The sequence below is a fragment of the Helicobacter pylori genome (assembly GCF_014497725.1).
Lineage (GTDB): Bacteria > Campylobacterota > Campylobacteria > Campylobacterales > Helicobacteraceae > Helicobacter > Helicobacter pylori_DE.
This window is the reverse complement of the sequence record NZ_JACTGF010000005.1, coordinates 48,621-63,885: the sequence shown is the minus strand read 5'-3', so window position 1 is coordinate 63,885 and position 15,265 is coordinate 48,621. Positions and strand designations below refer to the sequence as shown.

Here is a 15,265-nt window from a genome sequence, read left to right as displayed (position 1 = left end):
GGGGAGTTGATGCATGTATTGAATGTGAGCGAAATCAATGCGCAGATCAAAGCCCTTTTAGAAGCGACTTTTTTGCAAGTTAGGGTTCAAGGGGAAGTGAGTAATTTGACTATCCACAAGGTGAGCGGCCATGCGTATTTTTCGCTCAAAGACAGCCAGTCAGTCATTAGATGCGTGCTGTTTAAAGGGAACGCTAACAGGCTTAAATTCGCTTTAAAAGAAGGGCAGGAAGTGGTTGTTTTTGGGGGCATTAGCGTGTATGTTCCAAGGGGGGATTATCAAATCAATTGCTTTGAAATAGAGCCTAAAGACATAGGTTCATTAACCCTAGCTTTAGAGCAATTGAAAGAAAAATTACGCCTTAAAGGCTATTTTGATGAAGCCAATAAATTGCCCAAACCGCATTTTCCTAAACGAGTGGCAGTCATCACTTCTCAAAATTCAGCCGCTTGGGCGGACATGCAAAAGATCGCTTCCAAACGATGGCCGATGTGCGAATTGGTTTGCATCAATACTCTAATGCAAGGGGAGGGCTGCATTCAAAGCGTGGTGGAGAGCATCGCTTATGCGGATAGTTTTCATGACACAAAAAACGCTTTTGATGCGATTGTAATGGCTAGAGGTGGGGGGAGCATGGAGGATTTGTATTCTTTCAATGATGAAAAAATCGCTGATGCTCTGTATTTGGCTAAAACTTTCAGCATGTCAGCTATTGGGCATGAGATCGATTTTTTATTGAGCGATTTAGTGGCGGATTTAAGGGCTTCTACGCCTTCAAACGCGATGGAGATTTTGCTCCCTAGTAGCGATGAATGGCTGCAAAGACTTGATGGGTTTAATGTGAAATTGCACCGCTCTTTTAAAACTTTGCTCCATCAAAAAAAGGCGCATTTAGAGCATTTAGCGGATTTTTTAAAACGATTGAGTTTTGAAAACAAGCACCATTTAAACACCTTAAAACTAGAAAAACTAAAAATCGCTCTAGAAAATAAAACCTTAGAATTTTTACGCTTTAAAAAAACGCTTTTAGAAAAAATCTCTATTCAAACATTAACAAGCCCTTTTTTACAAACTAAAACAGAGCGCTTAAACAGGCTAGAAAACGCTCTCAAACTCGCTCATGCAAATTTGAAATTACCCCAATTCGGGGCGTTTGTGAGTAAAAACCATCAAGCGGTAGAATTAGAGGCATTAAAAACGGGCGATAAAATTGAATTAAACAATGAAAAAGCCAGAGCGAGCGCTGAAATTTTGAGCGTGGATAGGGTATAGGGGTTTGAAAAATAAGATTTAAAATAAAATAGATTTTGTTTTTAAAATCTCGTATTCACTTCTTTTAATGATCTTTTCTAAACGCAATAGCATGATGTTTGAAATCGTGTTTTGATACCCCTTGTTCTTTAAAATGCTAGCAGCTTGCGGGTTATTTTTAATTCTTTCTTCTTTTTGGCACAAATAAAAAGACCAATTCAAACAATAATCCCTATTAGCTTCTATAACCGCTTGCGCTGTTGTCCCGCTGCCTGCAAAAAAATCTAAAATAATAGAATCTTTAGGGGTGGAGCATAGTAATAAATATTTAATCAATCCTACAGGTTTTGGCGTCTTAAAAAGCCCCTTTAAGCCTAATTTTTCTAAATCTTTTGTGCCTTGTCGGCTATAAAAATCCAACACGCTCAAACAATTATCTTGCGATTCTTTTAGGTAATATTTTTCATAAGGGCGATTATTCTTAAAAATAAGTCTGTTTTGATAATATAAATCCTTAAGCTTTTCATCGCTGCTCCACCCTCTGCTTTTTAAGGGTTCTAAAAAAAGATTGATTTCTTCTATCGCTACACTGCGTGGGTTTGAAGGCGTGGATAAATCTTTAGCGAAATAAATCTCACCTTTTTCATCCACTAAATTATAATTTTTTAAAAAATTAAAATGTTCTTTTTGAGATAACTCTTTGATTTGTTCTTTTAGGACAAGTTGGGCTTGAGCTTGTCCTTTTTGTCTAAAAACATTTTTAATCGTTCGCATTAAATCTTTTAATGCTTTAGCATAAATGGGCAAAAGCGTTCGTAAGATCTTAAAACCAGGAGCGAACGCTTTATTTTTGGCGTAGCTTAAAACATACTCATGGGTAATATTGATGTGTTTAGCGTTAGACCTTGTGGCTTGTTTAGTGATAAAAGTACCTAAAAAATTGCGCGTTCCAAAAATCTCATTGGCAATGATTTTAACTTCAGCCATTTTGTTATCGTCCATAGAAATAAAAATACAACCACTTTGTTTTAACACAGCCTTTGCTAAAACCAAATGTTCTTCAATCCATTTTTCATAGTCAGCATGAGCGTCTTCATATTCAAAGTTAGAATTCTTAGTGTTATAAGGGGGGTCTATATAGATAGTTTGGATGCTTTCTTTTTCTATCCTTTTCAAACACTCCAAAGCCTCCATAATAAAAACTTTATGCAAGATGGTTTTCCCAAGAAAAACGACCAAATTTAAGATTAAAAAGATTGATAAGCTCTTGTTCTTTTGAATCAATGGGTTTCATTTTAAAATTAAATTCTTTGATTAATTTACTAATTCCTATCGTTTGAGTTGAACGCCTGCTCTCATTATGACACTCTTTCACTTTTTGCTCTAAATACAATCCCATTTCAGGGTGCTTTCCATAAACAATGAATAAAAGATTAGAAATATTATTCCAAACACCCACGGCTAAAGTCGTTTTAATATCGCAAAAAACTTTGGCTTTTTCTAAAGTGGTGTCATTAAAAGTCGCACTCCAAGTTTTACTTTGAAAAGATACTTGTTTGATTTCTAAAAATTCATCGCTTGAACTTCTTTTAGCATCAAGGCCATGCTTTTGGGTATTGATGAGATCATAATCTAAATATAAAGCCACCATGCTATCTCTCAATTCATTCAAAAATGAATCGTTGTCATGTTTATTGTATTTATTTTGAATTTCTTCAATTGGCTTTAGTGCTTGATAGCTTTCTGTAATGAAATTTCTATCAATGGGCTCAAGTGCCCTTTATTAAAAAATCCCAAAGATTGATTTAAAAATTGCATATCTAGCCCTTTGATTAAATTCTTTCAATATTATTTTAGTGAAAATATATGATTCATTAGCAATACTTTTAAGCAGAATATCTAAAATTTGCATTTCATTATTTATCATAAGTTTGTTTTAAATGTGAGCCATTATCAAAAAGTTTTGTATTATAATTTGATGGATTTCTATGGATTAAGGTGTTTGGATTGGGTTTAGCCGATATTATTTTAGAGCGTTTTAAAGATTTTATGAGAGGACAACCTGAGCCTTACAAGTTTTTACAGGTTTTTTACGCGCAAGAAAAAGAACGCTTTTTGAATAGTAAGATTAGCGATTATATCAAGCAGAATAAAAGCAAGGAAGAGGCCAGCATTTTGGCCAGACAAGGCTTTGTCAGTACCATAGGAAGGGTGTTAGAAAAAATCATAGAACTTTTATTAAAAGATTTTTGTGTTAAAAACAATATCAAAATGACGAACGATAAAATCTTAAGGGCTAAGCGCATTAATGGCGAATTAGATAAAGTCAAACGGGCTTTATTGGTGCATTTTGGAGAGTATAGCGTTTTGCCAGATATTATTCTTTATCAAACCAACAAGGATAATGTCAAAATCCTAGCGGTTTTATCGGTAAAAAATTCGTTTAGAGAGCGTTTCACAGAAACGCCTTATTGGAAATTAAAACTCTTACAATCGCCTATAACTTCTCACATTAAAGTCTTTATGATAACGCCGGATAACGATGGTGAAATCAGCTTTAAAGACAAGCCTAAAAAAGCCAGGATCGTGATGGAGCATGAATTAGATGGCCTCTATTTAGCCAAAAGCCATTTTGATCAAAGCTCTAAAATTAAGGGTATAGAAAATTTGTTAGAAGATTTAAAAAGGCTTTTATGAAACCTTATTTCAGTTTGGAAAAATTGGATTTATACCATGGTGATGTCAGCGTTTTAGAGACTTTTGAAAAAGGTTTTTATGATTTATGTATCACTTCACCGCCCTATAATTTGAGTATTGAATATCAAGGGAGTAATGATTTTAGGGCTTATGATGACTATTTAAATTGGTGCAAAAATTGGCTTAAAAATTGTTATTTTTGGGGCAAGGAGCAGGCGAGATTGTGCTTGAATGTCCCTTTAGACACTAATAAACATGGAAAGCAAAGTTTGGGGGCAGATATTATCGCACTAGCTAAAGAATGCGGTTGGAAATACCAAAATACGATCATTTGGAATGAAAGCAATATCTCAAGACGCACGGCTTGGGGGAGTTGGTTGCAAGCGAGCGCGCCTTATGCGATCGCTCCTGTGGAGTTGATCGTTGTTTTTTATAAAAACGAATACAAGCGCCAAAAACAAACTTCTACAATCAGTAAAGAGGAGTTTTTGCTCTACACGAATGGGCTATGGAGTTTTAGCGGCGAATCCAAAAAACGCTTAAAACACCCAGCCCCATTCCCAAGGGAATTACCCAGGCGTTGCATTAAATTGTTTTCTTTTTTGGAAGACACGATTTTTGATCCCTTTAGCGGCTCTGGCACGACTATTTTAGAGGCGAATGCTTTAGGGCGTTTTAGCGTGGGTTTAGAGATTGAAAAAGAATATTGCGAGTTGTCTAAAAAGCGTATTTTAGAGAGTTTGTCGTTAGTGTGAGCGTTTTAAAAACCTTTGAGGGTTAAAATAGTGTAAAATAGTAAAGATTTTAAAACTCAAACAAGGATTGATAATGAATTTATTTGAAAAAATGACTGACCAATTGCATGAGACTTTAGACAGCGCGCTCGCTCTAGCTTTACACCATAAAAACGCTGAAGTAACGCCCTTACACATGCTTTTTGTCATGCTCAATAACTCCCAAGGCATTCTCATTCAGGCCTTACAAAAAATGTCTGTGGATATTCAAGCCTTAAGGCTTAGCGTTCAAAGCGAGTTGAATAAGTTTGCTAAAGTTTCACAAATCAACAAGCAAAATATCCAATTAAACCAAGCTCTAATCCAAAGTTTAGAAAACGCTCAAGGCTTGATGGCTAAAATGGGCGACTCTTTTATCGCTACAGATGTGTATCTTTTGGCGAATATGAATCTTTTTGAAAGCGTTCTAAAGCCTTATTTAGACACTAAGGAATTGCAAAAAACTTTAGAATCTTTAAGAAAAGGCAGGACTATTCAGGATAAAAACGATGATTCCAATTTGGAAAGTTTAGAAAAATTTGGCATTGATTTGACGCAAAAAGCCTTAGAAAATAAGTTGGATCCCGTGATCGGAAGAGATGAAGAAATCATTCGCATGATGCAAATTTTGATCAGAAAAACAAAAAATAACCCTATTTTATTAGGCGAGCCTGGAGTGGGGAAAACGGCGGTTGTGGAAGGGTTAGCCCAACGCATTGTGAATAAGGAAGTGCCTAAAACGCTTTTAAACAAACGGGTTGTCGCTTTAGATTTGAGCTTATTGGTGGCTGGGGCGAAATACAGAGGCGAGTTTGAAGAGCGCCTGAAAAAGGTGATTGAAGAAGTTAAAAAAAGCGCGAATGTGATTTTATTCATTGATGAAATCCACACGATTGTAGGGGCTGGGGCTAGTGAGGGGGGCATGGATGCGGCTAATATTTTAAAACCTGCGCTCGCTAGGGGGGAATTGCACACGATTGGAGCGACCACTTTAAAAGAATACCGCAAGTATTTTGAAAAAGACATGGCGCTACAAAGGCGTTTCCAACCCATTTTACTCAATGAGCCTAGCATCAATGAAGCTTTACAGATTTTGAGGGGGTTGAAAGAAACTTTAGAAACGCACCATAATATCACCATCAATGACTCCGCGCTCATAGCGAGCACTAAACTCTCCAGCCGTTATATCACCGATAGGTTTTTACCCGATAAAGCGATTGATTTGATTGATGAGGGGGCGGCTCAATTAAAAATGCAAATGGAATCAGAGCCGGCCAAACTCTCTAGCGTTAAGCGCTCCATTCAAAGACTAGAAATGGAAAAACAAGCCCTTGAAATGGAAAACAAAGAGAGCAACCACAAACGCATGCAAGAAATCCTTAAAGAATTGAGCGATTTGAAAGAAGAAAGAATCCAATTAGAAGCACAATTTGAAAACGAAAAAGAAGTGTTTAAAGAAATTTCACGCTTGAAAATGGAAATGGAGGGCTTGAAAAAAGAGGCTGAAAGGTTTAAACGCAATGGGGATTACCAGCAAGCGGCTGAAATTGAATACTCTAAAATCCCTGAAAAGGAAAAGAAAGAAAAAGAATTGCAGCATAAATGGGAAACGATGCAACAAAACGGGGCGTTGTTGCAAAACGCTTTAACCGAAAACAACATCGCTGAGATCGTGAGCCAATGGACGCATATCCCAGTCCAAAAAATGCTCCAAAGCGAAAAAAATAGGGTTTTAAACATTGAAAGCGAATTGCAAAAAAGGGTGGTGGGGCAAGAAAAAGCGATCAAAGCGATCGCTAAAGCGATTAAAAGGAATAAGGCTGGGCTTAGCGATAGCAACAAGCCCATAGGGAGTTTCCTCTTTTTAGGGCCAACAGGCGTGGGTAAAACCGAGAGCGCTAAAGCTTTGGCGCAATTCTTATTTGATAGCGATAAAAATCTTATACGAATTGACATGAGTGAATATATGGAAAAGCACGCTATAAGCCGTCTTATTGGGGCCGCTCCTGGGTATGTGGGCTATGAAGAAGGCGGGCAATTGACCGAAGCGGTGCGCAGAAAGCCTTATAGCGTGGTGTTATTAGATGAAGTGGAAAAAGCCCATCCGGATGTGTTTAATCTCTTGTTGCAGGTTTTAGATGAGGGGCATTTAACCGATAGTAAGGGCGTGAGGGTGGATTTCAAAAACACGATTTTGATTCTAACCAGCAATGTGGCTAGCGGTGTGCTTTTAGAAGAAAGTTTGAGTGAAGCCGATAAACAAAAAGCGATTAAAGAAAGCTTGAGGCAATTTTTCAAGCCGGAATTTTTAAACCGCTTAGATGAAATCATCTCCTTTAACGCCCTAGATAGTCATGCTATCATTAATATCGTGGGGATTCTCTTTGAAAACATTCAAAAAAAAGCGCTTGAAAGGGGCATTAATATAACCTTAGACGAAAAGGCAAAAGAATTGATCGCTGAAGCGGGATTTGACAGATTTTATGGCGCTAGACCCCTAAAGCGCGCGCTCTATGAAATGGTAGAAGACAAGCTCGCTGAACTCATTTTAGAGGATAAAATTAAAGAGAATGGCAGCGTGGCGTTTGTGGTAGAAAATAACGAGATTGTGCCTAAGATTAAGTGAAGTTTGGTTATCCTAAAAAATATTAAGAAATGATTATTTTTAAAAAAGGATTGAATGATGTTTGATAACACGCTTGTTAATCTCTTTGACACAGCGCCTCTTTTAACTTCGCTTTTAGCTGGGATTTTAACTTTTTTAAGCCCTTGCGTGTTGCCTTTGATCCCAGCGTATATGTCTTATATTTCTCAAATTTCTTTAGAGGATATTAAAGATGGTAAGGCTAAAAGGGTTTCGGTTTTTTTAAAATCCTTGATGTTTGTGGTGGGGTTTTCGCTCGTGTTTTTGGGCGTGGGCATGTCTATGGCCAAGCTTATCCATAGCTTTTCGTTTTCCTGGGTGAATTATATCGCTGGGGGGATTGTGATCCTTTTTGGTTTGCATTTTTTAGGCGTGTTTCGTTTTTCATTTTTGTATAAGACTCAAAGCGTTCGTTTAGCGAGCAAATCTAATAGCATGCAGCGCTTTTACCCCTTTCTTTTGGGCATGAGTTTCGCTTTAGGCTGGACGCCATGCATCGGGCCGATATTCACTTCTATTGTGATCATGAGCGCGAGTAAGGACGCTTATGGCTTAATGCTTATGGTGGTGTTTGTAATGGGCTTGGCGATCCCTTTTTTATTAGTGGCTTTAATGCTAGAAAGAGCGCTTTTGTTTTTAAAATCCTTAAAGAAATACAACCGCACGATTGAGATTGTTTCAGGGTTGGTGCTTATTTTAATGGGAATATTGATCATGACAAATTCTTTAGAAAGCCTGACTAACTTTTTACAAGAATAGGAGGGTTTGATGCTGTTAAAAAACGCTTCGTTTTATGATGATGAAATTTTAAAAAGAGCGGATATTCGCTTAAAAGATTCTCTCATTACAGAGATTGGAGAAAACTTAAGCCCTATTAATAATGAAGAAGTGGTTGAGTGCGGCAATTTATTCGTGTTGCCAAGCTTCATTGATTTGAGCGTTACTGGTTTGGAGGGTTATGAAAATTTAAAACAAAAGGCTTTTAAAGGGGGGGTAGGGTTACTCAATGTTTTTGATTGCGATCAAAGCGGCATTAAAAACATCATGGCGCTCAAAAACAACCAACTAGCCGACATCGCCACGCTTAAACATAAAGGGGGGGAAATTTTAATCGCGCAATCTGATGCTTTTTTAGAACTCATCAGCCACTACGCCAAATCCTACAACTTGCCTCTTTTAATTTCTTTAGAAAATTCTTTTGAAACCCTAAATAGTGGGGCATTAGCCTATGAATTGGGGCAAAATTTTGTAGAAAACGCGTTTGAAAACACGCGCTTGGTGCGTTTCATGGAAGTTTCTAGAGCGTTACAAATCCCCATGCTTTTAGATAAAGTGAATAGCATTGCCACGCTCAAACTCATCAAGGCCTTTAATGATTTAGGAGCAAAATTGCAAGCCCAAACGCCCTTAAGCCATTTGATCTTAGATGAGAGCGTGTATGAAGATTATGAACCCCGATTTAAAATCGCCCCTCCTTTAAGGGATAAAGAAGGTCAAAACGCCCTAAAAGAAGCCCTAAAAAATAACGAAATCGCCATGCTCACAAGCCTTCATGCTTCTAAAAATTCTAACGCAGAGCTTTTTGAAGAAAGTGCGTTTGGGTGTGAGAGCATAGAGGACGCTTTTAGCGTGGCTTACACCTTTTTAGTTCAAAAAAAGGTTATCAGCTTCCAACAGCTCATTAAAGTCATGGCAACCAATCAAGCGGAGTTTTTAAAACTCAATGCAGGCGAGGTTAAAGAAAACCAATTAGCCAATCTGATGATCGTGGATTTAAACGCTCAAACAAGAGTGAGTAATCAAAATTCGCCCTTTTATGGTTTGGAATTGTATGGCGAAGTGCAAAGAATGATTTTAAAAGGGCAAACCACATTTATTAAGGAGAATGCATGCAAATCATAGGAGCGTCTTTAGTTTTTTTATGCAATGAAAAATGCGAAGTGTTAGAAGATTATGGCGTGGTCTTTGATGAAAAGATTGTTGAAATAGGCGATTATCAAAGTTTAACGCTTAAATACCCCCACTTAAAGGCGCAGTTTTTTGAAAATTCCGTTCTGTTGCCCGCTTTTATCAACGCGCACACCCATTTTGAATTTTCCAACAACAAGGCGAGTTTTGATTACGGGAGTTTTTCTGGCTGGTTAAGGAGCGTGTTAAACAATGGGGGGGCGATTTTAGAAAATTGCCAAGGGGCTATTCAAAACGCTATCGCTGTGCAATTAAAAAGCGGGGTGGGGAGCGTGGGAGCGATTTCTAACCACCTGATAGAAGTTAATTTATTGAAAGAAAGCCCCTTGAGTGCTGTCGTGTTTTTAGAGTTTTTAGGGAGTAGCTATTCTTTGGAAAAATTAAAAGCGTTTGAGGCCAAATTTAAAGAGTTAAAAGATTTGGAAGATAAAAAACTTAAAGCGGCTCTCGCTGTGCATGCCCCTTATTCGGTCCAAAAAGACATGGCTTTGAGCGTCATCCAATTGGCCAAAGATTCACAAAGCCTGCTTTCTACGCATTTTTTAGAATCGCTTGAAGAACTAGAATGGGTAGAAAATTCTAAAGGGTGGTTTGAAAATTTTTACCAGCATTTTTTAAAAGAGTCTAATTTCAAATCGCTCTATAAGGGCGCGAACGATTACATTGACATGTTTGAAGACACGCACACTTTATTCGTGCATAACCAGTTCGCTTCTTTGGAAGCGTTAAAAAGGATTAAATCTCAAGTCAAAAACGCTTTTTTAATCACATGCCCCTTTTCTAACCGCCTATTGAGCGGGAAAGCGTTGGATTTAGAGAGAGTTAGAGAAGCTGGTTTGAGCGTGAGCGTCGCCACTGATGGCTTGAGTTCTAACGTTTCTTTGAGCCTTTTAGACGAATTGAGGGCGTTCTTGCTCACCCATAACATGCCGTTATTGGAATTAGCCAAAATAGCCCTTTTAGGGGCGACTAGGCATGGGGCTAAAGCTTTAGCTTTAAATAATGGCGAGATAGAAGCTAATAAGAGAGCGGATTTGAGCGTGTTTAGTTTTGATGAAAAATTCACTAAAGAGCAAGCGATCTTGCAATTTTTATTGCATGCTAAAGAAGTAGAGCGCTTGTTTTTAGGGGGGAAAAGGGTGATCTAATTTGTTTTAAAGACAGAATGCGTTAAAATGGGAAATCTAAATCAATTAAGGAAAGAGTCAATGAAATTAGTTTTAGCCAAGAATACAAGAAAATCAGACGCCAAGAGCGTGGAATTAGAGGATTTGTATAAAAAATTCAATGAAGACAAGCGTTCTATTTTTTATTTTGCCCCCACGAACGCCCATAAGGACATGCTCAAAGCGGTGGATTTTTTCAAAGAAAAAGGCCATACGGCTTATTTAGATGAGGTGAGGGTCAGCACTGATGAAAAAGATTTTCTTTATGAATTGCACATTATTTAAAGGCTTGTATTGAAAGTTTATATTGAAACAATGGGTTGCGCTATGAACTCTAGGGATAGCGAACATTTATTGAGCGAGCTCTCCAAACTAGACTATAGAGAAACTAGCGACCCTAAAGCAGCGGATTTGATTTTAATCAACACTTGTAGCGTGCGCGAAAAACCCGAACGGAAATTGTTTTCAGAAATCGGTCAATTCGCTAAAATCAAAAAACCCAACGCCAAAATCGGGGTTTGCGGGTGCACCGCAAGCCACATGGGAGCGGATATTTTGAAAAAAGCCCCGAGCGTGAGCTTTGTGTTAGGGGCTAGGAATGTGTCTAAAATCTCTCAAGTGATCCATAAAGAAAAAGCGGTTGAAGTGGCGATTGATTATGATGAAAGCGCGTATGCGTTTGAATTTTTTGAAAAAAAGGCTCAAATCAGATCGTTACTGAATATCTCTATAGGTTGCGATAAGAAATGCGCTTATTGTATTGTCCCGCACACTAGGGGGAAAGAAATTTCTATCCCTATGGATTTGATTTTAAAAGAAGCTGAGAAATTGGCGAGTAACGGCACTAAAGAGCTGATGCTTTTAGGGCAGAATGTGAATAATTACGGCGCGCGTTTCAGTAGCGAGCATGCGAAAGTGGATTTTAGCGATTTGTTGGATAAATTGAGCGAAATCCAGGGGATTGAGAGGATACGATTCACTTCGCCTCACCCCTTGCACATGAATGATGCATTTTTAGAGCGCTTTGCCAAAAACCCTAAAGTGTGCAAGAGTATCCACATGCCTTTACAGAGCGGATCTAGCACGGTGTTAAAGATGATGCGAAGGGGTTATAGTAAGGAGTGGTTTTTAAATAGGGTGGAGAGGTTAAAAGCGTTAGTGCCTGAAGTGGGCATTAGCACGGACATTATCGTAGGCTTCCCTAATGAGAGCGATAAGGATTTTGAAGACACGATGGAAGTGCTAGAAAAAGTGCGCTTTGACACGCTCTATAGTTTCATTTATTCCCCACGCCCTTTCACTGAGGCGGGAGCTTGGAAAGAAAGAGTGCCATTAGAGGTTTCATCTTCAAGGCTAGAGAGGTTGCAAAACAGGCACAAAGAAATTTTAGAAGAAAAAGCCAGGCTAGAAGTGGGTAAAACGCATGTGGTGTTGGTGGAAAATAGGCGTGAAATTGACAATCAAATCGTGGGTTTTGAAGGGCGCAGCGATACGGGGAAATTCATTGAAGTGGCGTGTAAAGAAAAAAGAAATCCGGGCGAGCTTGTAAGAGTGGAGATTATCTCTCATTCCAAAGGGCGCTTGATGGCAACCACTAAAGGCAACTAATAAAAATAACCAATGAAAAAGCGGGTTTAAAGGCGAGAATTGAGCTTAAAATTTTTCAGAAAAAATATCGTTTTAAAGGTTGTCCCACGCTTGGCGTTTGGAGTCCTTTGGTTGTTGCATAAAACTTGTAAAAACCGCTATTTTTTAGCTCAAAATTTAAAAGAAAAACCCTTTATTGTAAGTTGTTGGCATGGGGAGCTTGGCATGATCGGGTTTGCGTATTTAAGGCTTCAAAAACCTTCTATTTATGTGATTGCAAGCCAGCATTTTGACGGCTCTATTGCGGCGGGTTTGTTTGAAAGCTTTGGTTTTAAAAATATTAGAGGTTCTAGCAAAAAAGGGGGGGTTAAGGTTTTGATAGAAGGGCTTAAGCGTTTGAAAGAAGGTTGCGATGTCGCTATCACTCCTGATGGCCCCAAAGGTCCACGACACAGCATAGCGGATGGGGTGATCGCTTTGGCTCAAAAATCAGGCGTGGGGATTAGCGTTTGTCGGGTGGTTTGTAAAAACGCATGGCGGTTGAACACTTGGGATCAATTTGAAATCCCTAAGCCTTTTAGCGAAGTGCATTATTACATGCTAGAATCTGTGATCATCCCTAAAGAATGGGAACTTTCAAGGGCTAAAGAATATTTAAAGACGCACATGGATTCTGTTGGGTTTGAAGAACCTCAAAGGGGTTTGGGTGCTTAAAGGGTTAAAAAAAGCGTTTAAAGAGAAATTTTGCTCTCAAGTGTATATCTCTTTTAATGTGGATCACAATCTTTTATCCACTCAAGTCATAAGGATCAAAAACGATCGCATTAAAGAGAAATTTTTTAAAACTTTTGAGACTAAAGTGGAGACTAAAAATGGTGAAGTCCCTATTCAAGCCTTAAAAATCGCCAGAACTTATAGCCAAAAATACCCCTACACTTATTTCAGTGCGATGAGTAAAGCTAAAGAGGTTTTATGCGAAAAGCAGGCGTTTGAACAAATCAAACAAGAAAATCAAGATTATCAGGCTTGTGAAGTCAATCAAAAGTATTGCGTTTATGTGGAATCTAAGGATTTTCTAAAGGATTTCAAGCGTTTTAAAATCCAGGATGTGGATTTTTTGTTTTCGCCCTTTAGCCTTATTTATGATTTTGTGCGCGATCATTTAGAAAATAAGCCGTTGTTGTATCTGCTTTTAGAGCGTTCAAGGTTTTATTTTTTGATTGCGGATAAAAAAGAGATTTTTTTAGCCAAATCCGTGTTTTTAGAAGAGCAACCTGAAGAATTTATAGAGAGCAAAGAAGAAGATTCTATGGGAATGAGTAATGAAGCTGTGAATTTGTTTTTGAGCGAAATCCAAGAAGATATTGACAGCCTTGAAGAAGCGATAGGCCTAGACAGCAGTAAGGATAATAGCGAAAAAATAACAGAGGACGCTTATAGTTTGATTGAAGGCATGACGAATATCCCCTTAATTGCAGATGTTTTGCAAGAGGGATTGCGTGGCGTCTATCATTCTAGAGAGATAGACTTTGTAGAAAAAGTGGTTGTTTTAGACAGCTGTCAAATCCACCAAAAGGCGTTAATGCATCTGCAAGAAACTTTGATGATAGAAGTGGATAGGCTTGATTTTTCTTTAGTGGAGCGGTTGAATATTTTAGCACGCATGGAGAATGAAAAGCATGCGTTTTAGTTACATTGAGCCAAGAGCGAAATACTTAATCAGCAAGCTTTCTAAGATTTGGGTTTTTTACATTTTTTTATCTTTTGCGCTAATAGGGGGGTTAGTGTGGTTTATGCACAACGCCATTAAACGCGCTCAAGACAACGCGTCTGATTTAACGATCCAAGAAAGGCTTTACCGCCATGAAATCAGCCGCTTACAGGTAAAGACTGATGAAACCTTAAAACTCATTAAAGAAGCTAAAAAGCGTTTGAATTATAACGATGATATACGAGATGTTTTGCAAGGGCTTTTAAACATTGTGCCGGATCTTATCACTATTAATAGCATTGAAATAGACCAACAAAGCGTGGTGGTTAGCGGTAAAACCCCTTCTAAAGAAGCCTTTTACTTTTTGTTTCAAAACAAACTAAACCCCATGTTTGATTATTCTAGGGCGGAATTTTTCCCTTTAAGCGACGGGTGGTTTAATTTTGTCTCCACCAACTTTTCTAATTCCTTACTGATAAAAAACCCGGAGTCTATTAAATGAAGCCATTGCATTTTTCACACCTGGACAGAGAGCAATCAGGCGATGTAGGGTTTATCATCAAAAACCTTATTTTTTTAGGGGTTTTTTCCTTATTGGGTTGGCTCAATACCGAGTATTTTCTATGGCCTAGCATGCTGGAATTAAAAAAAATCCTTTTAGAAGAAAATCGTAAAAAAAGCGTTTTAGAATACGCGCAAAGGCATTTTGAAACAGCTCTAACAAACTATCGTAATCAAAAAGAAACAAGCGAATCCTTGTTAAAGATTTTTAATGATGAAGAGTCCAGGCGGATTTTAGAAAAGATTTTAAAAAAATGTTTTGATGCCTATAAAATCAAACCCTTGCTCTCTCAAAACCCTCTTCAAAAAACCCAGTTTTTTATCATGGCCAGAGCGAGCGAATTGGAAAAAACCTATCTTTTTTTCACCTTAATCAACAAATATTTACCGAGCGCTCAAAGCCAATTGCCCTTAAAAATTTCTAAAGATGATGAAGGGCTGTTGGTGCAATTTAGCGTGAGTATTGATCTCCAATAGGATAGGGGTAGTTTAATGCAAGATTTTGATTTCAGTTTTAATCCTAAGGCATGCGAGGGTTGTGGGGCAAAGTGTTGCGTGGGGGAAAGCGGGTATATTTTTTTGAATATCCAAGAAATGCAACAAATTAGCGCTTTTTTAAAATTAGAACTAGAAGAATTCAGTCAAAAATACGTTAAAAAGGTGGGGTATAAGTTTTCTTTATTAGAAAAAGACGCTAAAGAGTTGGGTTTGGCGTGCGTGTTTTTGGATTTAGAAACCAAAAAATGCCAGATTTATAGCGTACGCCCTAAACAATGCCAAACTTTTCCTTTTTGGGAGAGCGTGAAAACTTTTTCTAAAGAGCGAAAGGAAGCTTTTTATCAAAGCTGTCCGGGCATCACACAAAAAACCAAAGAAACTAAAGTGCGCTAAAATTCACTTTAGTGAT

The 15,265-nt window shown here is 38.0% G+C and carries 16 protein-coding genes; 14 read left to right on the top strand and 2 right to left on the bottom strand.

Annotation, left to right across the window (positions count from 1 at the left end; all coding sequences use genetic code 11):
* Window positions 1–9: 9 nt before the first annotated feature.
* Window positions 10–1,272: an exodeoxyribonuclease VII large subunit gene (gene xseA / locus H7N69_RS05130; RefSeq protein WP_187885002.1), complete on the top strand. Its 1,263-nt coding sequence runs from the start codon at window positions 10–12 to the stop codon at window positions 1,270–1,272.
* 18 nt (window positions 1,273–1,290) lie between these two features.
* Here the strand turns inward: xseA and H7N69_RS05125 are convergent, their stop codons facing one another.
* On the bottom strand, window positions 1,291–2,445 hold the full coding sequence (locus H7N69_RS05125) for a DNA methyltransferase (RefSeq protein ID WP_187885026.1): 1,155 nt from the start codon (window positions 2,443–2,445) through the stop codon (window positions 1,291–1,293).
* A gap of 10 nt (window positions 2,446–2,455) precedes the next feature.
* Window positions 2,456–2,902 (bottom strand): hypothetical protein, encoded by a 447-nt coding sequence (locus tag H7N69_RS05120; protein WP_187885028.1) that lies wholly within the window; start codon window positions 2,900–2,902, stop codon window positions 2,456–2,458.
* Between the two features lie 356 nt (window positions 2,903–3,258).
* Here H7N69_RS05120 and H7N69_RS05115 point away from each other — a divergent pair, with 356 nt between their 5' ends.
* From H7N69_RS05115 to H7N69_RS05055, 13 genes are all read left to right on the top strand, one after another.
* Window positions 3,259–3,948 (top strand): BsaWI family type II restriction enzyme, encoded by a 690-nt coding sequence (locus tag H7N69_RS05115; protein ID WP_187885027.1) that lies wholly within the window; start codon window positions 3,259–3,261, stop codon window positions 3,946–3,948.
* Entirely contained in the window at window positions 3,945–4,703 is a 759-nt protein-coding gene (locus H7N69_RS05110) for a DNA-methyltransferase (protein WP_187885001.1), read from the top strand. The genes H7N69_RS05115 and H7N69_RS05110 overlap by 4 nt, the downstream gene beginning before the upstream one ends.
* Before the next feature lie 73 nt (window positions 4,704–4,776).
* Window positions 4,777–7,347, top strand: coding sequence for an ATP-dependent Clp protease ATP-binding subunit (locus tag H7N69_RS05105; RefSeq protein WP_187885000.1), 2,571 nt, complete (start codon window positions 4,777–4,779; stop codon window positions 7,345–7,347).
* A 57-nt stretch (window positions 7,348–7,404) separates the two neighbouring features.
* On the top strand, window positions 7,405–8,124 hold the full coding sequence (locus tag H7N69_RS05100; protein ID WP_187884999.1) for a cytochrome c biogenesis protein CcdA: 720 nt from the start codon (window positions 7,405–7,407) through the stop codon (window positions 8,122–8,124).
* Window positions 8,125–8,133: 9 nt separating this feature from the next.
* Complete coding sequence (locus tag H7N69_RS05095) at window positions 8,134–9,267, top strand: amidohydrolase family protein (protein WP_187884998.1); 1,134 nt, start codon at window positions 8,134–8,136, stop codon at window positions 9,265–9,267.
* Complete coding sequence (mqnF, locus tag H7N69_RS05090) at window positions 9,255–10,481, top strand: aminofutalosine deaminase family hydrolase (protein ID WP_187884997.1); 1,227 nt, start codon at window positions 9,255–9,257, stop codon at window positions 10,479–10,481. The genes H7N69_RS05095 and mqnF overlap by 13 nt, the downstream gene beginning before the upstream one ends.
* A 60-nt stretch (window positions 10,482–10,541) precedes the next feature.
* Entirely contained in the window at window positions 10,542–10,784 is a 243-nt protein-coding gene (locus tag H7N69_RS05085; protein WP_000780053.1) for a nuclease, read from the top strand.
* A gap of 9 nt (window positions 10,785–10,793) precedes the next feature.
* Window positions 10,794–12,107: a tRNA (N6-isopentenyl adenosine(37)-C2)-methylthiotransferase MiaB gene (gene miaB, locus H7N69_RS05080; protein ID WP_187884996.1), complete on the top strand. Its 1,314-nt coding sequence runs from the start codon at window positions 10,794–10,796 to the stop codon at window positions 12,105–12,107.
* 39 nt (window positions 12,108–12,146) lie between these two features.
* The gene (locus H7N69_RS05075; RefSeq protein ID WP_187884995.1) at window positions 12,147–12,800 is read left to right on the top strand and encodes a lysophospholipid acyltransferase family protein; all 654 of its coding nucleotides are present in this window, start codon (window positions 12,147–12,149) and stop codon (window positions 12,798–12,800) included.
* A complete protein-coding gene (locus tag H7N69_RS05070; RefSeq protein WP_187884994.1) occupies window positions 12,793–13,776 on the top strand; it encodes a hypothetical protein in 984 nt (327 codons plus the stop codon). Before H7N69_RS05075 ends, H7N69_RS05070 begins: the two co-directional genes overlap by 8 nt.
* On the top strand, window positions 13,766–14,299 hold the full coding sequence (locus H7N69_RS05065; protein ID WP_001879085.1) for a hypothetical protein: 534 nt from the start codon (window positions 13,766–13,768) through the stop codon (window positions 14,297–14,299). The genes H7N69_RS05070 and H7N69_RS05065 overlap by 11 nt, the downstream gene beginning before the upstream one ends.
* Window positions 14,296–14,835, top strand: coding sequence for a hypothetical protein (locus H7N69_RS05060; RefSeq protein ID WP_000803099.1), 540 nt, complete (start codon window positions 14,296–14,298; stop codon window positions 14,833–14,835). Before H7N69_RS05065 ends, H7N69_RS05060 begins: the two co-directional genes overlap by 4 nt.
* Window positions 14,836–14,850: 15 nt before the next feature.
* A complete protein-coding gene (locus tag H7N69_RS05055; RefSeq protein WP_187884993.1) occupies window positions 14,851–15,249 on the top strand; it encodes a YkgJ family cysteine cluster protein in 399 nt (132 codons plus the stop codon).
* Window positions 15,250–15,265 lie beyond the last annotated feature (16 nt).